This window comes from Natronomonas salsuginis, assembly GCF_005239135.1.
GTDB lineage: Archaea > Halobacteriota > Halobacteria > Halobacteriales > Haloarculaceae > Natronomonas > Natronomonas salsuginis.
Genome location: NZ_QKNX01000002.1, coordinates 171,084 through 196,184, shown reverse-complemented (window position 1 = coordinate 196,184; position 25,101 = coordinate 171,084). Strand labels below are relative to the sequence as shown.

Annotated in this window: 26 protein-coding genes, 1 tRNA gene and 2 pseudogenes; 10 read left to right on the top strand and 19 right to left on the bottom strand. The window is 65.6% G+C overall.

Going from position 1 to position 25,101, the window contains the following annotated elements:
• Window positions 1–20: 20 nt before the first annotated feature.
• Window positions 21–539 (bottom strand): DUF5813 family protein, encoded by a 519-nt coding sequence (locus DM868_RS05740; protein WP_137275899.1) that lies wholly within the window; start codon window positions 537–539, stop codon window positions 21–23.
• Between the two features lie 114 nt (window positions 540–653).
• On the opposite strand from DM868_RS05740, the gene DM868_RS05735 reads away from it, so the two are divergent.
• Together DM868_RS05735 and DM868_RS15760 are read left to right on the top strand one after the other, a co-directional pair.
• Window positions 654–944 carry a hypothetical protein gene (locus DM868_RS05735; RefSeq protein WP_137275898.1) on the top strand — a complete coding sequence of 97 codons (291 nt, stop codon included), beginning with the start codon at window positions 654–656 and terminating at the stop codon, window positions 942–944.
• A pseudogene (locus DM868_RS15760) lies at window positions 945–1,157 on the top strand (ATP-binding protein); the annotation flags it as partial. It abuts the gene before it with no gap.
• Window positions 1,158–1,432: 275 nt separating this feature from the next.
• Here DM868_RS15760 and DM868_RS05725 read toward each other — a convergent pair.
• The 4 genes from DM868_RS05725 to DM868_RS05710 all read right to left on the bottom strand — a co-directional run bounded on the left by DM868_RS05725 (window position 1,433) and on the right by DM868_RS05710 (window position 4,435).
• Window positions 1,433–1,517 (bottom strand) — tRNA-Leu (locus tag DM868_RS05725).
• Window positions 1,518–1,567: 50 nt separating this feature from the next.
• The gene (locus tag DM868_RS05720; protein ID WP_137275897.1) at window positions 1,568–1,903 is read right to left on the bottom strand and encodes a ferredoxin; all 336 of its coding nucleotides are present in this window, start codon (window positions 1,901–1,903) and stop codon (window positions 1,568–1,570) included.
• 64 nt (window positions 1,904–1,967) lie between these two features.
• On the bottom strand, window positions 1,968–3,227 hold the full coding sequence (locus DM868_RS05715; protein WP_137275895.1) for a TrkA C-terminal domain-containing protein: 1,260 nt from the start codon (window positions 3,225–3,227) through the stop codon (window positions 1,968–1,970).
• The gene (locus tag DM868_RS05710; RefSeq protein WP_137275893.1) at window positions 3,224–4,435 is read right to left on the bottom strand and encodes a potassium channel family protein; all 1,212 of its coding nucleotides are present in this window, start codon (window positions 4,433–4,435) and stop codon (window positions 3,224–3,226) included. Before DM868_RS05710 ends, DM868_RS05715 begins: the two co-directional genes overlap by 4 nt.
• Before the next feature lie 115 nt (window positions 4,436–4,550).
• Between DM868_RS05710 and DM868_RS05705 the strand changes: the two genes are divergently transcribed.
• On the top strand, window positions 4,551–5,732 hold the full coding sequence (locus DM868_RS05705) for an NAD-binding protein (RefSeq protein WP_137275892.1): 1,182 nt from the start codon (window positions 4,551–4,553) through the stop codon (window positions 5,730–5,732).
• A gap of 6 nt (window positions 5,733–5,738) precedes the next feature.
• On the opposite strand, the gene DM868_RS05700 is transcribed toward DM868_RS05705, so the two are convergent.
• Genes DM868_RS05700 through DM868_RS05690 form a run of 3 tightly spaced genes read right to left on the bottom strand, consistent with a single transcriptional unit; the run spans window position 5,739 to window position 8,215 of the window.
• Window positions 5,739–6,464, bottom strand: coding sequence for a nucleoside phosphorylase (locus tag DM868_RS05700; protein ID WP_137275890.1), 726 nt, complete (start codon window positions 6,462–6,464; stop codon window positions 5,739–5,741).
• A gap of 38 nt (window positions 6,465–6,502) precedes the next feature.
• Window positions 6,503–7,345 carry a carbohydrate kinase family protein gene (locus DM868_RS05695; RefSeq protein WP_137275889.1) on the bottom strand — a complete coding sequence of 281 codons (843 nt, stop codon included), beginning with the start codon at window positions 7,343–7,345 and terminating at the stop codon, window positions 6,503–6,505.
• 48 nt (window positions 7,346–7,393) lie between these two features.
• Complete coding sequence (locus tag DM868_RS05690) at window positions 7,394–8,215, bottom strand: DUF63 family protein (RefSeq protein WP_246049025.1); 822 nt, start codon at window positions 8,213–8,215, stop codon at window positions 7,394–7,396.
• A 103-nt stretch (window positions 8,216–8,318) separates the two neighbouring features.
• Between DM868_RS05690 and map the strand changes: the two genes are divergently transcribed.
• Window positions 8,319–9,212: a type II methionyl aminopeptidase gene (gene map / locus DM868_RS05685; RefSeq protein ID WP_137275887.1), complete on the top strand. Its 894-nt coding sequence runs from the start codon at window positions 8,319–8,321 to the stop codon at window positions 9,210–9,212.
• A 208-nt stretch (window positions 9,213–9,420) separates the two neighbouring features.
• Here the strand turns inward: map and DM868_RS05680 are convergent, their stop codons facing one another.
• The 6 genes from DM868_RS05680 to DM868_RS05655 all read right to left on the bottom strand — a co-directional run bounded on the left by DM868_RS05680 (window position 9,421) and on the right by DM868_RS05655 (window position 15,575).
• Entirely contained in the window at window positions 9,421–9,615 is a 195-nt protein-coding gene (locus tag DM868_RS05680) for a cold-shock protein (RefSeq protein ID WP_137275886.1), read from the bottom strand.
• 193 nt (window positions 9,616–9,808) lie between these two features.
• A complete protein-coding gene (locus DM868_RS05675; protein ID WP_137275885.1) occupies window positions 9,809–10,543 on the bottom strand; it encodes a universal stress protein in 735 nt (244 codons plus the stop codon).
• A gap of 2 nt (window positions 10,544–10,545) precedes the next feature.
• On the bottom strand, window positions 10,546–11,997 hold the full coding sequence (locus tag DM868_RS05670; protein ID WP_137275884.1) for an APC family permease: 1,452 nt from the start codon (window positions 11,995–11,997) through the stop codon (window positions 10,546–10,548).
• Between the two features lie 82 nt (window positions 11,998–12,079).
• Entirely contained in the window at window positions 12,080–12,385 is a 306-nt protein-coding gene (locus DM868_RS05665) for a putative quinol monooxygenase (RefSeq protein WP_137275883.1), read from the bottom strand.
• Window positions 12,386–12,519: 134 nt separating this feature from the next.
• Complete coding sequence (locus DM868_RS05660; RefSeq protein ID WP_137275882.1) at window positions 12,520–13,896, bottom strand: hemolysin family protein; 1,377 nt, start codon at window positions 13,894–13,896, stop codon at window positions 12,520–12,522.
• 110 nt (window positions 13,897–14,006) lie between these two features.
• The gene (locus DM868_RS05655; RefSeq protein WP_137275881.1) at window positions 14,007–15,575 is read right to left on the bottom strand and encodes a spermidine synthase; all 1,569 of its coding nucleotides are present in this window, start codon (window positions 15,573–15,575) and stop codon (window positions 14,007–14,009) included.
• A gap of 84 nt (window positions 15,576–15,659) precedes the next feature.
• Between DM868_RS05655 and DM868_RS05650 the strand changes: the two genes are divergently transcribed.
• Window positions 15,660–16,112, top strand: a complete 453-nt coding sequence (locus DM868_RS05650) for a TIGR03618 family F420-dependent PPOX class oxidoreductase (protein ID WP_137275880.1) — start codon at window positions 15,660–15,662, stop codon at window positions 16,110–16,112.
• A 27-nt stretch (window positions 16,113–16,139) separates the two neighbouring features.
• On the opposite strand, the gene DM868_RS05645 is transcribed toward DM868_RS05650, so the two are convergent.
• Both DM868_RS05645 and DM868_RS05640 read right to left on the bottom strand, forming a co-directional pair.
• A complete protein-coding gene (locus tag DM868_RS05645; protein WP_137275879.1) occupies window positions 16,140–17,564 on the bottom strand; it encodes an FAD-dependent oxidoreductase in 1,425 nt (474 codons plus the stop codon).
• 145 nt (window positions 17,565–17,709) lie between these two features.
• The gene (locus DM868_RS05640) at window positions 17,710–18,642 is read right to left on the bottom strand and encodes a DUF5995 family protein (protein ID WP_137275878.1); all 933 of its coding nucleotides are present in this window, start codon (window positions 18,640–18,642) and stop codon (window positions 17,710–17,712) included.
• 127 nt (window positions 18,643–18,769) lie between these two features.
• On the opposite strand from DM868_RS05640, the gene DM868_RS05635 reads away from it, so the two are divergent.
• Both DM868_RS05635 and DM868_RS05630 read left to right on the top strand, forming a co-directional pair.
• Window positions 18,770–19,057 (top strand): hypothetical protein, encoded by a 288-nt coding sequence (locus tag DM868_RS05635; RefSeq protein ID WP_137275877.1) that lies wholly within the window; start codon window positions 18,770–18,772, stop codon window positions 19,055–19,057.
• 192 nt (window positions 19,058–19,249) lie between these two features.
• Window positions 19,250–20,023 carry a bacteriorhodopsin gene (locus tag DM868_RS05630; RefSeq protein WP_222845505.1) on the top strand — a complete coding sequence of 258 codons (774 nt, stop codon included), beginning with the start codon at window positions 19,250–19,252 and terminating at the stop codon, window positions 20,021–20,023.
• A gap of 101 nt (window positions 20,024–20,124) precedes the next feature.
• Here the strand turns inward: DM868_RS05630 and DM868_RS05625 are convergent, their stop codons facing one another.
• Complete coding sequence (locus DM868_RS05625) at window positions 20,125–20,376, bottom strand: hypothetical protein (protein WP_137275875.1); 252 nt, start codon at window positions 20,374–20,376, stop codon at window positions 20,125–20,127.
• Between the two features lie 385 nt (window positions 20,377–20,761).
• Between DM868_RS05625 and DM868_RS05620 the strand changes: the two genes are divergently transcribed.
• On the top strand, window positions 20,762–22,015 hold the full coding sequence (locus DM868_RS05620) for a DHH family phosphoesterase (RefSeq protein WP_137275874.1): 1,254 nt from the start codon (window positions 20,762–20,764) through the stop codon (window positions 22,013–22,015).
• Between the two features lie 163 nt (window positions 22,016–22,178).
• Window positions 22,179–23,078 carry an acyltransferase gene (locus DM868_RS05615; protein WP_137276398.1) on the top strand — a complete coding sequence of 300 codons (900 nt, stop codon included), beginning with the start codon at window positions 22,179–22,181 and terminating at the stop codon, window positions 23,076–23,078.
• Between the two features lie 89 nt (window positions 23,079–23,167).
• Here DM868_RS05615 and DM868_RS15755 read toward each other — a convergent pair.
• A pseudogene (locus DM868_RS15755) lies at window positions 23,168–23,452 on the bottom strand (ABC transporter transmembrane domain-containing protein); the annotation flags it as partial.
• On the opposite strand from DM868_RS15755, the gene DM868_RS05605 reads away from it, so the two are divergent.
• Window positions 23,441–24,259 (top strand): alpha/beta fold hydrolase, encoded by an 819-nt coding sequence (locus tag DM868_RS05605; RefSeq protein ID WP_137275873.1) that lies wholly within the window; start codon window positions 23,441–23,443, stop codon window positions 24,257–24,259. The pseudogene DM868_RS15755 and the gene DM868_RS05605 overlap by 12 nt on opposite strands.
• A 13-nt stretch (window positions 24,260–24,272) precedes the next feature.
• Here the strand turns inward: DM868_RS05605 and DM868_RS05600 are convergent, their stop codons facing one another.
• The gene (locus DM868_RS05600; RefSeq protein WP_137275872.1) at window positions 24,273–24,977 is read right to left on the bottom strand and encodes a CPBP family intramembrane glutamic endopeptidase; all 705 of its coding nucleotides are present in this window, start codon (window positions 24,975–24,977) and stop codon (window positions 24,273–24,275) included.
• Between the last annotated feature and the right edge of the window lie 124 nt (window positions 24,978–25,101).

Genomic DNA, 25,101 nt, shown 5'->3' with positions numbered 1-25,101 from the left:
GTTCGTCGATCTCGGGCGCCTCACAGCGGCATCGGTCCGCTGCCGCCGTCGGCGTCGCTCCCGGATCGGGCCCGCGAGAGCAGTTCAGAGACCGGTGGACGGTACTCGTAGCCGGGAACGACACCCTCCATGTACGTCCCCTCGACGTACTCGGTGATCGCCTTCGCGATGCCCGGCACCTGGCCGGCGTTTTCCCACTCGAACGCGAAGACAGCAACGGCGTCGCCCGCTTCCTCGAACACGCGTCGATCCTCGAACTCGACGTCCTGTCGAACCGCCATTCCGGCGTCTTCGAGCCGCAGCTCGTAGGTTTCGAACCAGCCGTCCTCGACGGCGGGGCCCACCTCGTCCGCCGTCGCCGTCGAGAGCATCGGGGCGCGAACCTCCAGCGTGTAGCCCAGCGCCCAGTCATCGGTCTCGTCGGCGGTCACGCGCCCCTCGAACCGCGTCGTCGTCACCTCGAACCACCGGCCGTCGCGATCGAAGGCGTCGTGCCCGTCGAACGCCCGGACGGCTCGGTCGGGGAGTTCCTCGCTCATTGCGATCCGATAGGGGGCGTTCCCTGAAAAGCGCGTCGTGAAAACGGCTGTCAAACCAAGCGTCGGTGCGTGTAACTGTGTGTAAATAGGACGACTTCGTAGACGCGCATCCGAATGACCGAACGCCGAGGCTCCTTCGACCGGGAGGAGGCGCACTCGAAACTCTACGAACGGATGCACGCCGATCGACCGTTCGACGATCGATTGCGAGCGGCCCTCGACGTCGATCTCGGGTTCATCACGGAAATCGATATCGAGACGAACCTCGACGCTCCGGCCGAGCTCCAGCAACTCGATGTCGTTTCCACCGTCGACCGGGCGGTCTCCCAACTCGCCGACCGGTATCCCACGGCGTCGATCGCGGTGTCGGCTCCCGAGTGCGCCACCGCAGAGACTGCTCCCTGATTGGAGACTGCACTGTGGGAACTTCTCGACAACGCCGCCAAGCACACCGGCACGTCGCCGAGCGTCGACGTCGACGTGTCGACGACCGAAGACGAGGTCGTCATCCGGGTCGCCGATAACGGCCTGGGACTGCCGACCATCGAACGCTCGGTGCTCACGTCCGGCGAGGAGACCCCGCCCGTCCACGGCCAGGGGTTCGGGCTGTGGGTCGTTTATTGGATCGTTACGTTCGTTCGCCGTTCGCCTCCGAGACTTCTCGCGTTCGCTCGAAGTATCGCCGCTCACGGCTTACGTTCGTTCGAGCTGAGGAAGGCTCGCGGTTCGCTACCGCTCACCGCTCGTTTCGAGGTGCTCCCTTCGGTCGCACCTCGCTATGCGAGGGGAGGGATTCGAACCAAAACCAGACGTGCTCGCTCGCTGCGCGCGACTGGTAGGGTTCGAATCCCCCGCGCACTCGCACAGCTCTCACGTTCGTTCGAGCTGACGAATGCGAGGGGAGGGATTCGAACCCACGGACCCCTACGGGAGCGGATCTTAAGTCCGCCGCCTTTGTCCAAACTCGGCCACCCTCGCGCACCCGAACGTCCAACGTGGCGATCAATGTGTGTTTCGGTCGCCCGACGTCACCAGTCGACCGAGAGCGTTCCGTCGCCGTTCGGGTCGGGAGCGATCTCCTCGTTCGTCCGGCGGTCGACGACGTGGATGACGCCTCGGTCCTTCTTCGCCGGACACGCCTCCGCGGCGTGGATGTTGTGTTCGAGATCCGATTCGTCGAAGAAGTAGACCGCGGGCTTTGCGATCCCAGTCATAATGTCCATCGTCCAGTTCGCCGAGACCTCCGCGCACTTGCCGGCCGCGATACACTTGTTCGCCTCGAAGATGATCTTGTAGGGAGCCTCCTCAATCGGCGGGGCGTCACCCTCGCCAATTTCGCTCGGATCGATGGGTTCGTCGGCCATGTGGCGGTTCAGGGGTCGTCGGATTTGGCTCTGACGGATTCGTCGCCCGTCGAACGATGCTCGGTTACAGCGGTCCGTCGCCCGACCTGGCGTGGACGTCGGGCCCCGCCGTGGCGTTCGCTGCGGTTTCCACTTTCCGCAGTCGGTCCGGTCGACCGATCGCGTACAGCGTGTCGCCGACGCCGATCTCTCGGTGGCGGGTCGGGATCGCGGCAATCTCGCCGTCCGCGGTGCCGACCGCGACGATCGCGACGTCGAGCGCGCCGATCGGATCCCCGACCAGGGCGCTCCCCTCGCCGATGGTCACGGCCCTCATCGTCTCCTCGGCAGTTCGGAGTTGGGAGGCGAACTCCCGGTCCGCGCGGGCCTCGACCGGGAGTGTGACGAGGCGATAGCGGCGATCCGTATCGAGGCGATTCGCGTCCAATTCGTCCACCGCGAGGGTCACGATGTCGCCCGCGGTCCCGCGGATCTCGGCGTTCGTCACGCGTTGAGGTTTCGAGTTCGCATCCGCCGTTGTGTCCGTCCCCGCATCCGCGTCCGGGGCAGAACTCGGACTCGATCCGGCGTCACTGCTCGTCCACACTTGCACCAAATCGCCCGGACTGGCGTTGTTCGGCGGGTCGGCCCGGACCGCCAGCGCGGCGCTTCCTGGCGGGAGCGTCGGGCCGATCCCCGACTCGCGCCCGCCCAATGCGAGGTACTCGATCGTGGCGTCCTCGGCGAAGTCGACGTCGACGTGACCGACGCCGTAGTCCGTCTGGAGCCGGTCGACGAACCGCGTCCGAAGCTCTTCGAGCGTCAGGCGTCGCGGGAAGACGAGCGTCTGATCGGCGAGTTTCTCCTTCGTCGCCGCATCCACCGGATCGTAGCCGTCGATGTCAGCGATCTCCGCCGGCAGCTGGACTGTCGTGACTCGCCCCACGGTTCGAACGATCCGACTGACGTCGCTGTCGAGGCTCTTCGCGCCCGAGACAGCGAAGACGCCCACGCCGAGCCGGTCGCCAAGTCGGCCCCCACCGACCGCCGCCACGCCCGCGAGCAAGAATGTGACCGTGTTGAATATCGCCGTCTCCACCGCGAGCAGTTCGACCTGTCCGCCGATCACCTCACCGAGCGCGCCGGCGGTGTTGAGATACAGCGCGACGACGCTCAGGCCGACGAGCACCGACAGGCCATCGGGAACGCGTGTCCCGGCGTACCAGCGATGGACGAAGCCGGCGACGATCCCGGTCGCCACGGCGGTGACGACGAGGACGGTCACTCTGGCGACGTCGATTAGGAGTTGGTCGACGAGCGCCAACTGCCCGCCAGCGAGGCTCACGCAACCACCCCCTCGAACGCGTCCAACGCGTCGCGCGTTCCGACCACGAACAGCTCGTCACCCGCCCGGAGGTCGGCCTCACCGCGGGGCGCGACGAGCCAGCCGTCGGGTCGTTTGACCGCGAGGACGGCGACGTCGTACGATTCCCGCACGTTCGCGCTCCCGAGCGCCTGGCCGGCTAGCTCCCCCGTCGGCTTTACCGACACCGTTCGCAAGTGCTTGCCAGCGCGACGAAGCAGCGAGATCAACTCGAACTCCCGGTGGGTTCCCCGCGCCGTGACCACGACCTTCGCTCGGGTGGATCCCAACAGCGTGCTCGCCTTGGACCGATCCACGGCGACCGTGATGCGCCCGTCGCCGCCGATCGTCGTGGGTGCGGCGGTCGTCGGTGGGGGCGTCGACGCGTCCGTTCCTCCGTCCGTTTTCACCGTCTCATCCGTTTTTATCCAGGACTTCGCGGCGATTACCGTCCCCGTGAGCTCGGTCTCGCCCGCCAGAACCGTCACTTCGTCGCCTCGGGCCAGCCCGGTCGGGACCAGCGCGTCGACCGAGACGGCGCGCTTTCCGGCCGGCACGCGCTTCGAAATCCCCGATAACGGCGGGGCCGCGATCACGGACGCCCGGCCGTGATCGTCGATATTCACGGAGATATCCGCAAGGTCGAGCTCGGTCCGAAGCCGGTCGGCGAACCGCGTTTCGAGCTCGGATATCGGTAGATCCGCAGGCAGCCGCCAGTCACCGTTTCGGATCTCCGCGCGCGTTTCCCCGGACAGCGGCGGGTAGCCCTCCATATCGGTCACGTCGCCGATGACTTCGATCCGAACCTCGCCTCGCGAACCGACTAGTTCGACGACGTCGCTCGATAGCGTCCGCTCGCGGAGTTTCTTCAGCGAGAGCCGCTTCGGCACCGACGCCCCCATCGCGTCCCCTTTCGAGTGGGCGTACATCGCCAGCATCATCACGACGATCAACGCGACGATAACCCGGGATCCGGACTGGATGACGGCGGGATCGTTCAGCGCCAGCAACCCACCGTTGATCCCCGCCAGCGCCAGAGCGAGCACGACGACGCCGAGTGCGGGAATCGAAACGCCGGTCACGTACTTGAATATGAACCCGAGTCCCCACGAGACGAGGGCGGGGAACATCCCTGTTAACACGCCGAGATAGATCCCGAGGAGGATCTCGACGGGAAGCGGCTGCGCCATGGCTCATATCTCAGGTGCTACTTATAAACTACTGTCGGCACCTGCGGCCCCATTGACGCGGCACCGGGGCGCGAACGATGGCTTATTATCGACACGTTGGCAAGCGGATGCTGTAATGGCGGCCACCCAGACGACCGGTGTCGGCGACCCCTCGACGCTCTTGCGGACGCGCGTTGCGGTCTTGCTCACCGGTCTCGTCGCCGTCCTCTCGGTCATCACCGGCATCGTCAACATCGGTGCGACCGCGATCTCGGGACCGCTGGCCCCGTACATCCCAGAAATCGTCGCTCGAACGGCCGGATTCACTGGGACGATGACCGGCTTTTTGATGCTGTTGAGCGTCTACGGCCTCCAGCGGGGCTATCGGATCGCGTGGTACTCGGCCATCTTCCTGCTTCCGATCACGGGGCTGCAGGGGCTCGCGCAGTCGAGCATCCTGTCGTTCCCGCTCGTCGTGACGTCGATCGTCGCGCTCCCGACCGTCCTCGTCAATCGAGATTATTTCGTCCGCACGGTCGACCTCTCGTTGACCCAACTCGCCTCCCTCGCGGCGATCCTCGCCGTCCAAGTGTACGGCACCGTTGGAACGTACGCGCTCCGTGAGGAGTTCACCGGCGTCGACACGGTTCTGGACGCGTTCTACTTCACGCTCGTCACCGCCTCGACCGTCGGATACGGTGATCTCACCGCCACCTCGCAGTTCGGGCGGCTCTTTTCGATGTCCGTCCTGCTGACCGGGGTCGCGAGCTTCGGTGTCGCCCTCGGTACGCTGCTCGGCCCGCTGATCGAAGCCCGTCTCGCAACCGCACTTGGAAACATGAGCGACAAACAACTCGACCTACTGGAGAACCACTACATCGTCACCGGCTACGGCGATCTGACAGAACCGATCCTCGAGGCGCTCGACGGCGTCGACGCCGTCGTCATCGTGCGCGACGCCGAGGACGCAACGCGGCTTCGGGACCGCGGGTACGAGGTCGTCACCGACGATCCGAGCGACGAGGAACCGCTCCGACGCCTGCACATCGAGCGCGCCCGCGGGCTCATCGTCGCTACGAACAACGACGCCGAGGACGCGATGGCCATCCTGACTGCCCGGGAACTCAACCCTTCGCTTCGGATCGTCGCGGCCGCGACCGACCGCGAGAACGTGCGAAAACTCAAACGCGCCGGGGCCGACGCCGTCTTGAGCCCCGCTGTCTTGGGTGGACGGCTACTCGCCGAGTCGGCCTTCGGAACCGACGAGACCGAACGGGCCGTCGACGAACTGTTGGGCGACTGGGAAAACGGAGGCTGAGTCCCGCTACAGTTCGGTCACGGCGTCGAGCGCGATCCGGATCGCGCGCCCGACGTTGTCTCTCGCCTTCTCGGGGAGCTCCTCGGCGTCCGTCTCGCCCTTCTGGGTCCCCTCGACCAAATTACCGTCTACCGTACAGATCGCGCCCGCGGCGAGCCCCTTCCGGCGGGCGAGCGTGAACAGCGCGGCCGCCTCCATCTCGACGCAGAGTAGTCCCGCCTCCGACCAGCCATCGACGTACTCGTCGCTCTCGGCGTAGAAGGCGTCGTCCGTCGCGATGGGACCGACGTGAACGGGCGCGTTCCGCGTCTCCGCGGCGTCGACCAGCGCCGAGAGCACGCCGTAATCGGGGACGGCAGGAACCGTCTCGTCTTCGTAGCGCTTCGTCGTCCCCTCGTCTTTGGCCGCGCCCGTCGCGACGACCATGTCGCCGATCTCGATCTCCGACTGGAGCGCGCCGGTCGTTCCGACGCGGATGAACGTCTCGACGCCGACCGCGGCCAGTTCCTCGACGGCGATGGCGGCCGACGGCGAGCCGATACCCGTAGAGCAGATCGACAGCTCGCGGCCCTCGTAGGTCGCGTTGACGAGCTTGTACTCGCGGTTCTCGGCGACGGTTCGGGCGTCGTCGCAGTGGTCGGCGATCCGGTCGACGCGCCCCGGATCTCCGGGCACGAGGGCAACGTCCGCCAGCTCGCCGGATTCGACCAACAGGTGTGGTTGCTTTGCCATGTCGGTGGCTCGACGGGGAGGCTCAAAAGTCGGTCGGGTCACCGGTCGAGCATCGTCTCGATCCGCTCCCACGAGAGGTTCGCGTCCGGCCCCTCCTCGCCGACGGCGAGCGCGCCGCAGGCGTTCGCGACCCGGAGTGCGCGGGCCGGATCGCGATCGTCGAGCCAGGCGGTGAAAAACCCCGCAGCGAACGCGTCCCCCGCGCCGGTTGTATCGACGACCGCCTCGACATCGATTCCAGGCGACTCGACGACGCCGTCGGGTCCAGCCCACGTCGCGCCCTTCGCACCGAGCTTCGTCACGATTATCGGCACGTCGACGTCGATCGCCTGCGCTTCCCGGGCGTTGACGAACAGTAGATCGACGTGTCCGAAGACGGCATCGTAGTCCCGGTCGGCCGCCCGCCGTCCCGGATCGAAGCTGACGACGGTTTCGGGCGACGCTCGCCGTGCGAGTTCGGCCGCCGTCTCTGGGTCTTGGCCGGTCAAGTGGAGCGCACCCGCTCCCTCGAGGGTCGCGACCGGGAGGTCGTCCGCACCGAACGATTCGTTTGCGCCGTCGGTTCCGAGCAGGGCGACGTCGCCGGCTTCGTCGACGAGGATGTATTTGACGGTCGTCGCCTTCCCGACGGTTCGAACGTGGGGTTCGACGCCCGCATCTTCAAGTCGTCGCGTCGCCTTCGCTCCCCGCTCGTCGTCGCCGACCGAGCCGAGAACGTGCGACGCCCCGCCCAACTCGGCGAGGCCGACCGCGACGTTCGCGGCGCTGCCGCCGCCCGATTCGTGTCGTCGCTTGATCAGCCCCTCGCCGTCCGGCGTCGGCAGCCGATCGACGTGGAGCCGAACGTCCCAGTTGATGTGTCCCGCACAGACGATGTGCATCGCTTGCGTACCGTGTACCGACTCCCCCCGATCGCTTCTGTCTTTCGCCTAGGCGATCGCGAACAGGAGCAGGTTGTGTGCGCCGGGGCCGAGTCCGACTGCGGTGACGAGCCCGAGGAGGAGATACCCCTCCGCCGGCTCGGCGCGAACGTACTCCTCAAAGAGGACGACGATGAGCGCGCCGAGCCCCATCTTCACGAGCGCGAACAGCCAGCCCGCGCCGATCAGCTCGGCCGTCGGTAACGCCGCGCTGGCTTCGATGATGATCCGCGACAGCGGGGTCTGTTCGCCGAAGCCGAGCAGATCGTAGCCGACGGCCGTCGAGACGCCGTCGAGCGTGTGCGCGAAGACGGCCAACGCCCCGACGGTTCCCGTCGCATGCACGTCGTAGCGGCGTCGGACGCCGGTCCAGACGGCGGCAGCGACGCCGATCGAGACGAGCAAAATCGCGACCGAGACGAAGGGGCTCGCGCCCACCGCGTTCGGGGTCGGCCGGGTGGCAGCGATGGCGACGGCGGCGAGCAGCACGAGGCCGCCGCTGCCGGCCAGCACGAACGGCGCTCCTGTCGACTCCCACGTGTCGGCCGGTCGATCGGCGACGGCGGCCCAAACGAGTGCGGCGAGTACGCCCGTCGTCACGTAGACCGCCGGCGAGCCGAACAGCGGAGCGATCGATTTCGGCGGGACACCGGCCTGATACAGCGCATACAGCGCGCCGCCGCCGGCCATCCATGGGGCGAGCGCGGTCACCGTCGCGGCGGTGACCGGCGGTCTGCGACGCTTCACCGCCGCGAGGGCGACGGCCATCCCGACGACGAGCGCCGCGAGATACGGGAGGGCGGGCAACGCGAAGCCGGTCGGAAGTACCACTGTTTCAAACGGATGTCCCGGCGGTCGAAAGCGTTGCGATTGCGTCGGGTCACGCGCGGATTCGAACGCAATCCCTTTCATTCGACCCAGCGAACGACAGGGCATGAGCGTCGATCTCACCGACGAGCAGTACGAGAAACACCGCGAAGCCGGCGAGATTCTCGCACGGGTCCGAGACGAAACCGCCGAGCGGGTCGAGGTCGGCGCGAGCCACCTCGCTATCGCCGAGTACGCCGAGGATCGAATCCGCGAACTCGGCGGCGAACCCGCGTTCCCGGTCAACATCAGCGTCGACGAGGAGGCCGCCCACGCCACGCCGGAACCCGACGACGACTCGACGTTCGGCGAGGAGATGATCAACCTCGATATCGGGGTCCACGTGGACGGCTGGCTCGCCGACACCGCCGTCACCGTCGACCTCTCCGGGCATCCCGAGCTCGCCGAAGCGCCCGCGGAGGCGCTCGAGGCCGCGATCGAGGTGGTCGAACCGGGAATCCAGACCGGCGAGATCGGCGCTGAGATCGAGTCCGTCATCGACGGCTACGGCTACAATCCAGTCGTCAACCTCTCGGGGCACGGGCTGGGCCACTGGGACCAACACACCGAGCCGAACATCCCGAACCGCGCGGTCGAGCGGGGCGTCGAACTCGAGGTCGGCGACGTCGTCGCCATCGAGCCGTTCGCGACCGACGGCGGCGGGAAGGTCAACGAGGGGGCCGACGAGGAGATCTTCGCCCTCGAGCGCGAGGCGAGCGTCCGAAACCGGGACGCCAGGCAAGCGCTCGAACAGATCGTCGAGCAGTTCAAGACGCTCCCGTTCGCTCGCCGGTGGCTCGACACCCGTCGGGCGGAGATGGCGCTCCGCCGGCTCAAACAGCAGAACGTCGTCCACGGCTATCCGGTTCTCAAAGAGGACGATGGATTCCTCGTCAGTCAAAAGGAGCACACTGTCATCGTCACCGAGGACGGCTGCGAAGTGACGACGCGCTCGCAGTAGTCGCTGTCGAACGTCCGCGCTAGTTCTGGGCGCGGACCCCTCGTTCGTCCTCGAGACGGGCGTCTAGTTCTACGGCGATGGGTTCGTTAGCGGTCGCTCTTTCTCGAACACGCGGTGTGACACCGTCCCGCCGGATGCGATCGTTCCGCTCGGCGCGGAATAAAACGTAGAAGTTTGTTGTGCCGCCAGGGGCGGCTGTTCGAATCGATTATACGCGGACGACGTTCGTCGCGCGGGGGCCCTTGGGGGCGTCCTCGATTTCGAATTCGATCTCGGTGCCTTCGGTAAGGTCTTCGCCGCCAACGTCTTCCATGTGGAAGAACACGTCCTCGTCGGAGTCCTCAGTCGTAATGAAACCGTAGCCGCCAGTGTCGTTGAAGAAATCAACTTTTCCGTCTGCCATTGCAAATAAACGAATGCCGAGTACGCGTATAAGGCCTTCGAATGTCTATTCAAACGCCCTTGTGTAGAAAATCTTCAATGAAAAAGCTATCCAGCGAACAGACGACCGACCGTCGGTTCGAGTCTCCGAAACCGACTGGTTCGTTAAAAGCCCCCGGAACACCGATCGATCACCGATCTTCGACGATCGGCGGTCAATCGCGCTCGATCCCGTCCGGCCGCTCTCGCTGGACGATGAACACCGGCCCGACGAATCTGTCCGCCACCTTCTCGGCCGGCATTCCGAAGACGAACGTGGCGATCGAGGGATCGGTTTCGCCCATGACGATCGCGTCGGCCGATTCGGCGGCCTCGGTGATCGAGTCCAACGCTCCGTCCCCGCGCCTGATCGTGAGCCGGATCCGCTCCTCGTCGATGCCGACGTCGGTGAGCCGATCGGCGACGCCGTCGAGCAACGTTCGCGCGTCCTCGTCGGTTTCGTCCGGTTCTGCGACGTGAAACAGCGTTATCGAGGCGTCCGTGTCGGCGAATAACCCCGTGACCACGCGCACGAGCCGGTCGACGCCGACCGTCCCGCGAATCGGAACCAACACGTCATCGAGATCGCGAACCATGTCGGGGACCAACACCGCCAGACAGCCGTGCTCGTAGATCATCCGATCGATCGTCTTCTGCCCCTCGTGGGTGAAGACGAGCCGCGTTTCGACCGTCGCGCCGGCGGATTCGAGCGCCGATTCGAGTTCGGCCAGGCGGTCCTGAGCCCGGTCTTCGAACTGCATCTGCATCTGCCCCGGCGCCGTCTGTTCGGGCACGACGTGGTACCCGAGCAACAGTACGCGGACATTCGAGAGCAGCTTTCCCGTGCCTTCCGGTAGCGATTCCCCCTCGAGAATGCGGACCGGCAGGAGTATCGTCGGCTTCTCGTGCATGATCAGAATGCCCCCTTGAGTGTGACCGTCCCGGCGTAGTACCGATACCACAGGTACGAAATAAGCATGACGCCGATCCCGATGCCGATCGAGGCGGGTCGCATGAACGCGACCAACCCGAAACTCGCGGCCGCCCCGACCGCTGGTAGCGCCGGGACCACGGGAATCCGATAGCTCGGCTCGTACCACGGCGGATCCCGCCGTCGGAGGGCGATTACGGCGACGCAGATCAATCCGTACATGATCAGATGGAGAAAGGAGGCGACCTCCGCGAGGACTTCCACTTGACCCGTAGCGACCAACAGCAAGATCGGCCCCCCGGCCGCGAGCAACGCGACGTGTGGCGTCCCGTATCTGAGATTGATCTCGCTCGCTTTCTTCGGCAAGAGCGCATCGCGGCTCAGCGCGTACACGGTTCGGGAGGCGCTGAGAATCGACGCGTTCGCGCTCGAAAACGTCGCCAGCAGACCGGCGAGGAGAATCGCGACCGCGCCGGGGCGACCGACGAACTCCCTAGCGACTTCGACCATCGCGGTTTCGCCGAACTCTGAGAGCCGATCCGCACCGAACGCGCTCGTCGCGACGAATATCGTCACGATGTAGAACACCGCGACGACGAGCACCGATCCGACCATCGCGAGCGGCAGGTTCCGGCTCGGCTTTTGTATATCGCCCGCGACGGTCGCGACCTGTGCGAATCCGAGATACGACGTAAAGACGAGTGCCGCGGTGCTAAACACCGAAAATACCCCCTTGGGGAAGAACGCTTCGGGGGCGGTTTCGCGACCGAACACGCCGAGCGCGTTGAGGGAGCCGTACGTGAGAAACAGCGTCAGAATGACGAGCAAGATCCCCACGACCAGATTCTGTATCTTGGCCGTATTTTCGGTGCCGCCGATGCTCAATCCCGTCAGTGCAACACCGAACACCAAACCGAGCGGGACGACCGGGCTGACCGAGAAAATGAGTCCGACTTCGGCGAAGACGGCTGCCGCGTAGTGGCCCAAGCCGACGAGATAGAACGCCGACGCGAAGATGAGCCCCAGCCACAGTCCGAGACCGACGACCGATCCGTACGCCGTCCCCATGCTCCGGGAGACGAAAAAGTATCCGCCGCCGCTCCGTGGCATCGCGGTCGCGAGTTCCGAGGCCGGCAGGGCGACGAGCAGTGCGATTACACCTCCGATAGCAAACGAGAGTGCCGCAGCGGGACCGGCGTTTCCAGCTGCCAGCCCCGGGAAGACGAATATCCCGGCCCCAATCATCGTCCCGATACCGATGGCGAGCCCGCCCGTGAGCCCGATCGTCCGCTCGAGCTCGGTCTCGTCGTCGTGAATCGTCGCCTCGTCGCTGATCGACTCCGGATCGATTTCGGGCGACTCGCCGCCGACGTTTCGGCCGCTCGACTCGGGCGGCACCCCCTCCCCAAACGGATCGACGTCCCCGTCCACCATGTGAGACACGGCTCGGAACGGTCAGATAAATCTGCTGGCGAGTTCCCGCTCTCGGGACTGCGGTGTCGCCGCCGGACGCACGCTACAGTTCGAGTTCGGTCGCGTCGCTGACGGTAAAGCGCGTCACTTCGAGCTCGCCGGCAAGCAACTCGGGTAATTTCGACTCGAACGCCTGGAAGTGCTCCGTCCCGATGTGGGCCTCGAACGCGTCACCGTCCTCGTACTGTTCGATGAACCGGAGGCGGGTTTCGTCCTGAACGTCGACCGCGGCGCGGTAGTCGATTATCCCGGGTTCTTGATTCGAGTGGTCGACGAGATCATTGACCAACTCGAGCGCTTCGTCCATCCGGTCCGGATCGATCGGGAACATCGCGCGAACGACAAGCATGGTTCGACGGTACCCTCCGAACCGAGTATCATCACGTTTTCGGTTCCAGAAACTCGTGCCCCGAAGCAGCGGCGATCCACTCGCGCCTTTCGATCCGCCTTGCACATCCGAGACCGGCCGACCCCATCGTCGGGTCAGTTCGTCTCGGTCCCGTCGTCGGACGGCTCGCGCTCGCTTCCGCCGCTCTCGTCGCTCTCGCTTTCATCACGCTCGCGGACCACCAGCGCCGAGATCCGCGTTCCGTCCATCCTCGCGACCTCGATGACGTACCCGCCCGTTTCGATGTGCTCGCCGGCGTCGGGGACGTGCCCGAGATGCTCCAGGACGAACCCGCCGATCGTCTCGAACCCGTCGCTCTCGAAGCTCGTGCCGAGCGACTCGTTGAGCATCGACAGCGGGACGCTCCCGTCGACGTCGTGTCCACCGCCGTCTCTCTCGCGAATCGTGTGTTCGCGTTCGTCGAGGTCGAACTCGTCGCGGAGGTCGCCGACGATGGCTTCGACGACGTCCTCCACCGTGGCGATCCCCTCGAGTGTGCCCCACTCGTCGATCACCGCCGCCATCTGCTGGCGTTCGTCGCGGAACTGCAACAGGAGTTCGTCGATCGCGACCGTCTCCGGGACGATGAGGATTCCCCTGGCGAGCTCGCCAGCCGTGACGTCGGCCTCTCCCATTTCGCTCGCCCGCAGGGCGTCCTTGACGTCGACGAAGCCGACGATCTCGTCGCCGTCGTCGGCCCTCACGACCGGGTACCGGGTGTGGCCGGCCTCGAAGACGATCTCGCGGAGTTCGTCGAGCGAGGCGTCCGCCGGTACGCTCACCACGTCCGGATGTGGAACCATGACCTCGCTGACGGTGGTGTCGTCGAGCGCGAACACGCGCTCTATCATGTCCACTTCCGCCACATCGATGTGCCCCGCTTCGCCGGACCGAGCCAGCACCCGGCGGATCTCCCGCTCTTTGAACGTCTCGTCCGTCTCCGAGGCCGGTGGAACGCCGATCATGCGCGTGAACGCGTTTGCCGTCCCGTTGAACACGACGAGCCCTGGGTAGAAGATGTAATAAAAGAACTTCATCGGCGGCGCGACGAGCAGCGAGATCCGTTCCGCTTGCGCGATCGCGATCGTCTTCGGCGCGAGTTCGCCGAAGACGACGTGGAGGAACGTGATGATGCTGAACCCGATCGCGAAGGCGACGAGGTGGATGAGATTCGCCGGGAGGTACGCCGCCAGCGTCGGCTCGATGAGCGCCGCGACCGCGGGTTCGCCGACCCACCCCAGCCCGAGCGATGCGATCGTGATCCCCAGTTGGGTGACTGCGAGGTAGTCGTCGAGGCTGTCAGTCACTTCAGTCAGCGTCTTCGAGCCCGCGACGCCGTCCTCGGCGAGCCGTTCGACGACGGTCGATCGGATCCTGACGAACGCGAACTCGGAGGCGACGAAGAAGCCGTTCAGTACCACGAGGAACAGCGCGAGCAGGATCTGTCCGACCGAGAGCGCGACGTCTACCATCGTTGGCTCCCAGCGCTCCAGTTCGGTGATCGGAGGTCGGCCATACCCCCCGTTCTCACCAATCATTGAAAACGTTGGCTAGAGGAGGGGCCGCTCGACGCGAGAGGCGATCAGTCGGCCGTCGCGTTCTCAGCCGGGGACTGCTCGATGACGTATCGCTGCCCGACCATCGGATCGAGGAGGCTATCGACCGGCGCGTGATCGTCGGTGAGTATCGGGACGTCGTCAGTCGGCTCATCGCGGCGGTACGACTCGATCTCGTCGCCGAGCTCGATCCCGATGTCGCGCTCGGCGTTCCGCGCTTGTAGCTCTGATTCGGTCACGACCTCCGGGTTCTTCGACGCGACGACCTCGATGTTTTGGATGACGCCCGGTCCAGCGGTTGGGAAGCTGTACACCTGCGGGAACACCTGCTCCATCGTCCGATACTCGGCCCGGTAGAACTCCGAGGCCGGGCCAGTCGGTGCCGAGATGATGTTCGCAAAGAGGTATCCGTCTTCGGAGAGCCGATCGTTGGCCAACTGCATGAACTCGACAGTCGTCAACTCGAACGGCACCTTGTCTTTCTTGTACGCGTCCAACACGATCAGGTCGTAGGTCTTGTTCGTCTCTTGGAGGTACTGCCGGCCGCCGTCGTTGTATATGTTGAGCCGTTCGGACTCCTCGGCCCTGAAGTACTCCTTCGCGACGTCGATGACCTCGGGGTCGATCTCGACCACGTCGACGGTCGCGTCGTACTCGGCCGCGAACCGCTTCGGTCCGGTGAACCCGCCACCACCGACGAACAGCACCCGATCGATCTGGTCGGGATCCTCGGCGAACAGATACGGCATGTGGAAGTAGCGCGTATACTCGAAGACGTGTCGGTTCGGATCGTTCAGATCCATCGCGCTGTGTCGCTGGCCGTCGAGATACAGCGTTCGCGTGTCGCCGAGGTCCGTGACCTCGAGCTCCTGATACGGCGTCTGCGTCTGATAGACGATCTGGCCGCCGGTCGAGACGCCGACCGCGCCGCTTCCCATGGCCGCGACCAACAAGATTGCGACGCCGGCGGTGGCGAACAGCGGCTCGCGGTCCATCGACGGCAGGAGGATGAAAAACGCCGTGCCGACGAGCAACGCTCCGAAGAGGAAGGCGATCATCTCGATGCCGAGCGAGGGAATGAGGAGAAACGTCGTGCCGAACGCGCCGAGGATGCTGCCGATCGTTCCGACGGCGTACACCCGTCCCGACGCCTCGCCGATGGCCTCGGTGTCGGAGAGCTCCGCCGCGTAGGGACTGATAAAGCCGAGCAAGTACGTCGGCGGGCCAAAAAGCAGCGTGATCGCCGGGAGCGAGGCGAACCGACTCGGGAGCGGGAACGACGACCCCACCGCCAACAGCGGATCGCTGGCGAAGATCAACAGCGCGACGTAGGCGGCAGTCCCGAGGAGCAGCCACGACAGCCGATCGACGCTCGCCCGTCTCGCGGCCCGCTTGCCGCCGTAGTGGTAGCCGAGGCTCAACGCCGCGAGGAACACGCCGATGATGCTCCCCCACGTGTAGATGCTGCTGCCGAATTCGGGGGCGACCATCCGCCCCGCGAGGATCTCGAGGCCCATGCTCGCCACCCCGGAGACGAACACGGCGAGTTCGGGGGCCGACACCCGGTCGAGGGACCGGCCCAGGGAGGGATTCATGTACTAGCCGTACGGCGTTTCGGAGATAAACCTTGGCGAAGCCCCGCCGACACCCTCAAGTCGTCGCCCCGTCTCTCGCCGTCGATGCCAACGATCCCCGAGGACTTCCACGACCTCTTCGAGAAGCGAACGTTCGCACACGTCGCGACGCTCCTCCCGGACGGGCGGCCGCACAACTCGGCGGTGTGGGTCGACTACGACGCCGAAATCGACCGGCTGTTGATCAACTCCGAACGCGGGCGGCGGAAGGTCCGGAACGTCGAGCACGACCCGCGCGTGAGCGTGAGCATGATCGATCCCGACGCCCCGTATCGGCGGATGACGGTCGTGGGGACCGTCGACGGCGTCGTCGAAGAGGGCGCTCGCGGGCATATCGACGAGCTCTCGCGGCGCTACTCGGGCCACGACTACCCTCACCCGGTCGATACGGCTCGCGTCATCATCGAAATCAGGCCGGATCAGGGCGTCGCACAGGAGTACGTCGGCGACCGCTCGGACAGCGAGTTGCGGTCGGTGAGTTTCAGCTACGAAGCGTAAGACTCGACGCGATTCGAACGCGCGTCGTCAGTCGTCGCTCGCGGGCACGTCGTCGACGGCGTCGACGCTCCCTGCGCCGTTGGCGGCGTTCGAACTGGCGAACTCGGTCGAGTCGTCCGCGCGCGGGAAGTTGTCGATCGTGTCCGCGCGGAACGCCGATTCGTCAAACTCGTACTCGCCGTCGAAAAAATCCATCAGCGTCCGCGTGTCCTTCATCGCATTCTTCAGACAGGTCGACGCGCCCGGCGAGGGCGTGATGTTGAAGATGATGTCCTCGCCGACGATCTTCGCTTCGCCCATGTCGAGCGACTTGTTCTTGGTGTCGACGATCTGCGGGCGGACGCCACCGTACCCCTTGGCGCGCTCGATGTCGTCGAGTTCGACGCTCGGGACGACCTTCTGGACGTGCGGGAGGAACGCCTTGGGGCCGACCTTCGGCAGGTCGTACAGGAGGTTTCGCAGGACGTAGGGGAGCAAGATCCGGTCCGAGAGGATGTTGGCGTAGCTGAGGAACGACGCCGCGTTGAGTCCGAACACGTCGACGAAGTCACTCACCGTCGAAATGCGGCCGCGTTCGAGCGCCGGAACGAGCTTCGCGGTCGGGCCGAACCGCGTGATCGACTGATCGTGCACGTCCGCGTCGCCGTGGACGGCAGCGAACGGGAGCTTCTTCATCTGGAGGGTGTACACCTTTCCGTTCAGCAGATCGTCCGCGAGGAAGAAGCTCCCGGCGACGGGGAGCAACACCTTGTCCTCGCCGTAGCCGAGTTCCTTCGCGATCTGGAGGCTGTGGGAGCCGGCGGCGACGGTAGCGACGTCACAGTCGAATCGTCCGGCGTCAGTTTCGAGCGTGTAGCCGTCCAGCGTCGGCGTGATGTCCGTCACCTTCGTGCCGGTGTAGACGTCGACGCCGACCTCTTCGTCGGCGCGCTCGACGAGCGATTCCGTCACGGCGCCGTAGTCGACGACGTAGCCGTCCGGCGTCTGGAGGGCGAGCATCTCCCGGTCTGGGTCGCGCCCCTCGACGACCTTCGGCTCCAGCTCGGCGATCTCTTCGCGACCGATCGCCCGGAGCTTCGGAAAGAGGTCGCCGAACCCCTCCTCGTCGTAGCGGCGCTCGAGCGTCTCGACCTCCTCGTCGCCGACGCCGAGCACCATCTTGCCGCGCTTCGAGTGCATCTCGCGGTCGCCGTCGTAGTGTTCGAGATAGCCGGCGAGAAGCTCCGCGCCCTCCTTGACCTCCTCGGCCTTCTCGAGGGTGTAGTTGGTCTCGATGTCGCCGAAGTGCAGCGTCTGGGAGTTGTTCGTCCGGTGGGTGTTGATCGCCGCGAGCTCCGGCTCCTTCTCGATCAGTGCGATGGAGTCGATGTCGGTGAACTTCGCGGTCGTGTACAAAAGCGACGCGCCGCTGATTCCGCCACCGACGATGATGAGGTCGTACTTGCCAGACATGGTTTCGGATCGTTGTTTCGACACGCGGGCTCCTGGCTCATAATGTATCTTCTTTCCGTGTCGATGATCGACGAACCGGTGCTCGACAATTCGCCATCTTCGACGCCGGTTCTGGTCGATCTGTGCGTCGATGACGGACAGACGCTCACCGCTCGATGGACGCGCCCCCGTCCACCGCTCGTCCGTGAAACGCTCGGGCGTACGATTCGAGCTCGAACTCCGTGGCCTCGATGGCTCGGAGGGCTCGCATCGTCGAGGGGCTCGCGGTGGGGGACAACAGCACCGACGCGCCGCCGGTCGCGGTCCGAGAGAGCAGCCAGCCAGTGGAGGACCGCACCGTGCTCCAGCGGGCGTCGGTCCGGACGACCGCGGTCCGCCAGGCGAACTCTCTCGCGCGCCGGAGCGTCGATGTGGACCACCGTTCGTCGAGGCCCCCCATGCCCTCCCCGACCGCCTCCAGTCCGGGGGCGTACCGCTCGGCGAGCAACTCCCGCTGGACGGCCACGAGACGCGCGAGTATGGCGTCGATGCGGCGGTGGTCCGCGTACTTCGTCTCCCGTCCCGGGTCGAGTCCGATCGCGGAGAGCGCCAGCGCGAGGTCGTAGACGATGTGGGCGTTGATGCCGAGAAAGGCGTCCTGGATCACGAGCGCGTCCCCACCGACCGCGCTCCCGAACGCGACGAGCCACGGGTCCGGGACGTCGGCGTACTCGCCGCGTTCGAACCCGACGAACGCGCGCCGGTAGTGCTCCGCGAATCGGACGAGGTATCGGCACATCCACTCGGGATCGTCGAAGCTCCCGGCGTCGATCTCGCGAGCCGTCTGCGCCGTCATCTCCGTGTACACTGTCAGAAAGACCGCGCGCCGATCACTGCGTTCGACGAGCGCCGCCTCGAGCGTTTCGAGCCGGTTCGAGACGTCTTCGACGGACGCGAACGGGTGCGCGAGATCGCCGAGCAGTTCCGGATCCCGGTCGCCGCCGAGCGCGAAGTCGGCCGGGCGCAGTCGAAGCCCGCGCCACAGCAAGCGCCACACGTTCGGGTTTCGGACCAGCCCAGTGGGTGACGCCTCGAACATCAGCCTCTGTTCGCGTGACGCCGTCTTGAATATTCCCCGCACCCGTCGTTTCGAGCAAGCCGCGGTTACCGCTTCCCAGACCCCGTTATCCCCGTATAAATATGTACCACCCCCGCCCGCGATAGGCATGCGGCTGGTGCAGTTGCTGCTCTCGGAAGCCCACCGCGAGTCGGCACTCTCGATCCTCGACGACGGGGCGTACGATGACCTCGAACTGGTCACGACCAGTGTGGAGTTCGTCGTCGTGTCCGGGTCCGCGCCGCCGGACGTGACTGTCGTCTTCTACCGGCCGGTCGGCGCGTCCTATCCCACGCTCGCGTCCGATCTCGCGGCGTCGATCCGGGAGCCGACCGACCGCGACGTGAACGTCCGAGTCGAGTTCGTCGACGTGCAGCGATTCGACGCGGCGGGATGAGCGATCCCGCCCGCCGGTCGTTGTCTACCGTCTCCCCTCAACGCCATCGACAGATCGGCGAGACCCTACAGGTTAGGACGGTGTATTTTAACCCCTCCCTACGAAGTGCTAACGAGCATGATCCAACATGGAGTCGAACTCGCGGTCCCGTTCGCTGGGGGCGTACCGCTGCAAGCGACACAAGGTGACGTGATGCAACAGATCCGGGGCGACGTCCTGTTGAGTTCGTCGCTGTGGGCGAACGTGGCGCTCGCGGGACTGTCGGCGCTGCTGTTCGTCTACATGGGTCGGAATCTCCGGTCCGACCGCGCCCGCCTGATCTTCGGGGCGACGATCATGATTCCGCTGGTGTCCATCTCCAGTTACCTCGGCCTCCTGTCGGGCCTGACGGTCGGTCTCGTCGAGATGCCGCCGGGACACGCACTCGGCGGTCAGGAGGTGTTGAGTCAGTGGGGACGGTATCTGACGTGGACGCTGTCGACACCGATGATCCTGCTCGCGCTGGGTCTGCTGGCCGACGTCGACCTCAGCGATCTCTTCGTCGTCGTCGCGGCCGATATCGGGATGTGTCTTACCGGCCTCGCAGCGGCGCTCATCACGTCCTCGTACGCGCTCCGCTGGGCGTTCTACGTCGTCAGTTGCACCTTCTTCATCGTCGTTCTGTACGCGTTGGTGGTCCAGTGGCCGGCCGACGCCGAGGCGGCCGGAACGAGCGAGATATTCGGGACGCTGCGGGCGCTGACTGTCGTCCTCTGGCTCGGATACCCCATCGTTTGGGCGCTGGGCGTCGAGGGGCTGGCGATCGTCAGTTCGGTCGGCGCGACATCGTGGGCCTACTCCGCGCTGGACATCGGGGCGAAGTACGTCTTCGCGTTCCTGTTACTCCGCTGGGTCGCCGCCAACGAGTCGACGGTCGGCGCCGCCGGGAACCCGCTGGGTCCCGGCGCTGCTCCAGCCAACGATTGAAACGTTCGGCTACCGTGCTACCGACCGAGAGCCGGCAGATCCTCCGTCAGCCGTCCCGTTCGCCACCGGCGTTGGTCTCGCGTCCGAGACTGCTGTGAGCGTCACGCGTTCAGGCCCCGGTCGATGTATCCCTCGATGACCCCACGCTCTCGCTCTGCCCGCTCGACTTTCGTCCGGCCGACGTGTTCGATGGCTTCCTCGCGGTCGAGCTCGCCATCGAGGTACTGTGCGAGCACGAGGTCCTCCCACAGGTCTTTGAGCCCGCGGTCGGGTGCCCGTTCGAATACCTGGAACTCCGGAAGGCCGCGAGCCTCCGCGATTTCTCGAACTCGGTCGGAAATTTCGGCGGCCATACTGTGTGATTGCTTGGCAACGTTGTTAAATCCGCGTCTGCCCCGACGATGAGCTGACCGGGGCCTCTGTCTACTGTGGCCACGGATATATGCGCAGAGAGGCGCCGTCTGCCCGTGAAATACGGGGCCTCGGCACTCACGACTCACAACCTATCCACGTCTCAGTACGTCTCGACCTCGACTCCGAGTGCTGCGAAGTCCTCGACGTTGTCGGTGAGAAGCCTCGCCGGCTACCGCGAGGAGAAGGTCACCGGTTAGTGTACACATATATTTTGTAGGAGAGGATCGGTTTCCGGGGACGGATCGACGGGGGGATCGCCCGTCCGCCACGGCGTGCGAACGGTCACGAAGGTTTTTATCGGAACTTGTGAATACCTTACCGTCAATGAGCATCGAGCACGGAACGGCGGCGTCGGCGATCGTCGGAAGCGCCGCACTCGAGAGCGTGAGCCGGTATGGTCCGGACGCGGCGTCGCGGGGCGCACAGATCCAGCCGGCAATCGACGCGTTCGCCGGCGAGCCGCTGACGTACCCGGTGCTCGCCGCCGTCGGGTTCATTCTCCTATACGGCCTGTACCGGCTCGTCCGGTGGCTCCGGCGGCCGGCCGGCGTGGTGTTTCGACAGCTCATCGGTGGACACGAGGCGATCACGATCCTGATGCATCCGAACCCCGATCCGGACGCGATGGCGTCGGCGATGGCGGTGAAGGCGATCGCCGAGCGCGTCGGGACGGACGCGACGATCCAGTATCCGGGACAGATACGGCGGCCGGAGAACCGGGCGTTCCGGACGGTGCTCGGCTTCGACTGCGATCGGATCGAGGCGGCCTCGGACATCGAACACCCGGAGGGGATCGTGCTCGTCGATCACAACACGCCGCGCGGGTTCGTCGACTCCGAGCGAGTCGAGCCGATCGCCGTCGTCGACCATCACCCGGGGAACGGGACGGGCAACGAGTTCACCGACGTGCGCGAGGCGTGCGGGGCGACCGCGTCGATACTCACCGAGTATCTCACCGATCTCGACGCCGTCTTCGAGCCGACTGACGCGGACGTCGACGGCAGCGAGGAGGACGAGCCGCTGGTCGTCGATCGCAAACTCGCCACCGGGCTCACCTACGGGATCCAGTCGGACACGAAGAACCTAACGCGCGGCTGCACGTCACAGGATTTCGGGGTCTGTGCGACGCTGCTCCCGGCGATCGACGAGGACCTGCTCCACAGGATCGCCACGCCCGAGATATCACACGACGTGTTGCGGGTGAAAGCGACCGCGATCAATAACGTGCATGTCGAGGGGTCGTTCGGCATCTGTAACGTCGGCGAGGTCGGGACGGTCGACGCGCTCTCGCAGGCGGTCGAAGAGCTCATGCGACTGGAGGGGACGACGGCGGTCGTCCTCTATGGCGTCAACGACGGCACGGTCCACGTTTCCGCGCGCTCGAAGGACGACCGCGTCCACATGGGCGAGGCGCTCCAGCGCGCGGTGAGCCACATCGAGACGGCGAGTGCTGGGGGCCACGCCCGCATGGCCGGCGGGCAGATCCCGGTCAGCCAGATGGCGGGCGAAGAGCGGGGAGGACCCGATTTCGAGCGCTTCGACGAGCGGCTGTTGGGGGCGATGAACGGCGACTACTGACCGTCATAGTTTAATTTGAGATTTAAAATAAGCATAGATACATTTATCGTGTATTTTTGATCCCAAAAACCTATTGTACATCAACCTAATTGGGAAATATGAAGACATTGGTCGAAAATAAAAGCACAGAAGGGTGGATCTCGACGCCGCTCGTGATGACGCCGTGACGAAGCGGCACGTCGAGGTACCACCGAGCGTACAGGCGTCGATCGAGGAAACGATCGAGTACGTCGACGACCGCCTCTCCGACGACGACACCGCCGCCGCTGTCGGAGAGATCCTCGCGGACCTGTTCGACGACAGCGCGGCGTACCGTCGGTACCGAAACGGGGAGACGCTGGCCCCGATGGCTCGCGTGCGGGTCCGAAGCTACGATCCGCGGAACGCACTCATCGAGACGGAACACTGGGCCGAACAGGAGCTGTCGGAACTGCGCGAGGCGAAATGCATCCGCTATCTGTGGAACGGGTTCGACCTGTCGCCGCTCGCAAACAACCTCGCGTTCGCGCTCCCGTTTCGACAGGTCCTCGCGAACCACCTGTTCGCGGAGGCAGGCGACAACCTCCGGCTGTTCGGCGGCATCAAGATCCAGTGCGGGAACAACATCGAGATGGGCGACAGCGTCGTCGTCCACAACGACGTGCTGCTCGACGATCGCGGAACGCTGTCGATCGGCGACCGCGTCTCGATCGCCGATCGGGCCCACATCCACACCCACGCGCACGACACCGTCGACCAGACCGACGTGACGAACTACGAGACGATCCTCGAAGACGACGTCCGCCTTGGCTACGGCGCGATGGTCAGCGCGGGCTGCCGGATCGGCGAGAACGCGATGGTCGGCTCGGGAGCCACGACGCTCGGCGACGTGCCGGCCCACCACATCGCGGCCGGCTCGCCCGCGAAAAGCGTCAAGATCAAACCCGGCTGGGAACCCGTCGCCGACGATCTCGGACCGCTCACGGACAACCGCGAGGGCCGACGCCTGCCGACGGAGTTCCCGGAGCCCTTCGAGGAGTTCGACGAGTTCGGACGAACGCTCTCGCCGCCCGGCGAGAGCTGATCCGACGCCCGATCAGCGCTCCTCGTCGCGGTCAGTGTCTGGTCGAGGCTCACCAAAATTGCGCCGATGCCGACGACCGTCGCGAGGATCCACGCGGTGGCGCTGAGGTCGTCCTCGAAGAACGTCTCCAAGGCGTTGACGTCGTTGTTGAGGACGCTTATCGGATCGCCCGTCCGCCGACGCGTGAAGTACGCGCGCTCTTGGGCCTGCAGTCGGTCGTACACGTCAACGCGCAGGGAGCGCTGGACGCGCTGAGCGAAGACGCTCCACCCCCAGTCCTCGAACCAGGAGGCGAGAGCGCCGCCGCCGGTCGCGACGAGGAGGACAGTACTTATTTTGGAACTCCGCGTACAGCTCGTGTCATGGAGCAGCACACGGTCGTCGGCGGGGGCAAGATCGAACTCAACGTCGTGGAGACGGGCGATCCCGACGGGCAGCCGATTCTCTTCATCCACGGATACACGCAGTCGCGGCTGTCGTGGCTCAAACAGCTCGAATCGGACCTCGCAGAGGACTTCCGGCTCGTCGCGATGGACGATCGCGGCCACGGCGACTCCGAGAAGCCCGAGGACGCCTACGACGACTCGGCGCTGTGGGCCGACGACGTGCAGGGCGTCATCGAGGGACTCGACCTCGACGAGCCGGTGTTGGTCGGGTGGTCCTACGGCGGGTTGATCATCTCCGATTACCTCGAATTCTACGGCGACGAGCACGTCGCCGGCATCAACTACGTCGGCGCGATCTCGAAGATCGGCACCGAGGACGCGACGGCGGTCATCGGCGAGGACTTCATGGACTGCGTTCCGGGCTTCGAATCCGACGACGCCACGACGAGTGCAAAGACGCTCGAGACGTTCGTCGGCCGCTGTGTGTACGGCGAGCTGTCGCCGCGCGATCTGTACTTCATGCTCGGATTCAACGTGATCGTCCCGCCGCACGTCCGCACGGAGCTCCACAGGCGAACGGTCACCCACGACGACGACCTCCGGGCGATCGACGTGCCGGTGCTCATCACCCACGGCGAGGAGGACACGATCGTCCTCCCCGAGGCGGGGCACGAACACGCCGAACTGATCGACGACGCGACGACCTCCTTGTACCCCGAAACCGGTCACTCGCCGTTCTGGGAGCGCCCCGAGCGGTTCAACCGCGAGCTCCGCCGGTTCGCCTCGGGGGTGTAGGGCCCGGCGACGCTCACCCGTAGACGACGGCGAGGTAGCTGATCGCGAGCAGAACGACGTTGTATATCGCGTGAACGAGGATGGGAACCGCGAGGTTTCCGGTCCGCTCGTACAGCGCGCCGAAGACCGCGCCGATCACCGCGATGAGCGACGCACCGGCGACGATCGGGGGAACCGAGCCCGTGTAGTTGCTCAGGTGCATCGCGCCGAACAGGAGGCTCGATCCCGCGATCGCCGAGCGCGGACCGAACCGGCCTCGCAGTCGCCCCTGAATCACGCCGCGAAAGAGGAGTTCCTCGACCGGGGCGACCAGTATCACCGAGAGGACGGCGAGCGCGAGGAAGAACGTCGGGTCCCGAACGCCGACGTCCTCGATGACCGATCCGGGAACGAGCCCCAACAGCGACAGGACGTACGAGAGCCCGATCGCGACGCCGAGCGCGAGGGCCGTCCCGCCACTGACGTACCGCAGGTCGGGGCGGGTCGGCACCGCGAGCGGGACGGCGACGTTGCGGAGCCGGACGTACCCGTATCCGACCGCGAAAAAGCCGAGCTGTCCGGCCGCGGTCGCGCCGATCAGTACCGGCGTCGAGTCGACGTCGTACCCGAGCGCGATCGTCGGGACGAGGAAGACGATCCCGGCGACGACGGCGACGAGGAACGCGAGGACCGTGAGCGCGATCGCCTCCAGTACGGTTCGGCCACCACCGGCGGACATGGCCGATGTTCGGCGGGCAGCGACAACAACCGTCCGGTGATTCTCGTCAGGTCGGAATCGACGGGGGGCCGCACCGTCCCGTTCGGGCAAGTATTTACGTCGAGCGGGACACAGAGAGAACGTA

What these genes read in the sequence shown, in the direction of transcription:
- DM868_RS05740 (WP_137275899.1), bottom strand. Translation starts at nt 539, where the DNA reads ATGAGCGAGGAACTCCCCGACCGAGCCGTCCGGGCGTTCGACGGGCAC.
- DM868_RS05735 (WP_137275898.1), top strand. Translation starts at nt 654, where the DNA reads ATGACCGAACGCCGAGGCTCCTTCGACCGGGAGGAGGCGCACTCGAAA.
- DM868_RS05720 (WP_137275897.1), bottom strand. Translation starts at nt 1,903, where the DNA reads ATGGCCGACGAACCCATCGATCCGAGCGAAATTGGCGAGGGTGACGCC.
- DM868_RS05710 (WP_137275893.1), bottom strand. Translation starts at nt 4,435, where the DNA reads ATGGCGCAGCCGCTTCCCGTCGAGATCCTCCTCGGGATCTATCTCGGC.
- DM868_RS05705 (WP_137275892.1), top strand. Translation starts at nt 4,551, where the DNA reads ATGGCGGCCACCCAGACGACCGGTGTCGGCGACCCCTCGACGCTCTTG.
- DM868_RS05700 (WP_137275890.1), bottom strand. Translation starts at nt 6,464, where the DNA reads ATGGCAAAGCAACCACACCTGTTGGTCGAATCCGGCGAGCTGGCGGAC.
- DM868_RS05695 (WP_137275889.1), bottom strand. Translation starts at nt 7,345, where the DNA reads ATGCACATCGTCTGTGCGGGACACATCAACTGGGACGTTCGGCTCCAC.
- map (WP_137275887.1), top strand. Translation starts at nt 8,319, where the DNA reads ATGAGCGTCGATCTCACCGACGAGCAGTACGAGAAACACCGCGAAGCC.
- DM868_RS05680 (WP_137275886.1), bottom strand. Translation starts at nt 9,615, where the DNA reads ATGGCAGACGGAAAAGTTGATTTCTTCAACGACACTGGCGGCTACGGT.
- DM868_RS05675 (WP_137275885.1), bottom strand. Translation starts at nt 10,543, where the DNA reads ATGCACGAGAAGCCGACGATACTCCTGCCGGTCCGCATTCTCGAGGGG.
- DM868_RS05670 (WP_137275884.1), bottom strand. Translation starts at nt 11,997, where the DNA reads ATGGTGGACGGGGACGTCGATCCGTTTGGGGAGGGGGTGCCGCCCGAG.
- DM868_RS05665 (WP_137275883.1), bottom strand. Translation starts at nt 12,385, where the DNA reads ATGCTTGTCGTTCGCGCGATGTTCCCGATCGATCCGGACCGGATGGAC.
- DM868_RS05660 (WP_137275882.1), bottom strand. Translation starts at nt 13,896, where the DNA reads ATGGTAGACGTCGCGCTCTCGGTCGGACAGATCCTGCTCGCGCTGTTC.
- DM868_RS05655 (WP_137275881.1), bottom strand. Translation starts at nt 15,575, where the DNA reads ATGAATCCCTCCCTGGGCCGGTCCCTCGACCGGGTGTCGGCCCCCGAA.
- DM868_RS05650 (WP_137275880.1), top strand. Translation starts at nt 15,660, where the DNA reads ATGCCAACGATCCCCGAGGACTTCCACGACCTCTTCGAGAAGCGAACG.
- DM868_RS05645 (WP_137275879.1), bottom strand. Translation starts at nt 17,564, where the DNA reads ATGTCTGGCAAGTACGACCTCATCATCGTCGGTGGCGGAATCAGCGGC.
- DM868_RS05640 (WP_137275878.1), bottom strand. Translation starts at nt 18,642, where the DNA reads ATGTTCGAGGCGTCACCCACTGGGCTGGTCCGAAACCCGAACGTGTGG.
- DM868_RS05635 (WP_137275877.1), top strand. Translation starts at nt 18,770, where the DNA reads ATGCGGCTGGTGCAGTTGCTGCTCTCGGAAGCCCACCGCGAGTCGGCA.
- DM868_RS05630 (WP_222845505.1), top strand. Translation starts at nt 19,250, where the DNA reads ATGCAACAGATCCGGGGCGACGTCCTGTTGAGTTCGTCGCTGTGGGCG.
- DM868_RS05625 (WP_137275875.1), bottom strand. Translation starts at nt 20,376, where the DNA reads ATGGCCGCCGAAATTTCCGACCGAGTTCGAGAAATCGCGGAGGCTCGC.
- DM868_RS05620 (WP_137275874.1), top strand. Translation starts at nt 20,762, where the DNA reads ATGAGCATCGAGCACGGAACGGCGGCGTCGGCGATCGTCGGAAGCGCC.
- DM868_RS05605 (WP_137275873.1), top strand. Translation starts at nt 23,441, where the DNA reads ATGGAGCAGCACACGGTCGTCGGCGGGGGCAAGATCGAACTCAACGTC.
- DM868_RS05600 (WP_137275872.1), bottom strand. Translation starts at nt 24,977, where the DNA reads ATGTCCGCCGGTGGTGGCCGAACCGTACTGGAGGCGATCGCGCTCACG.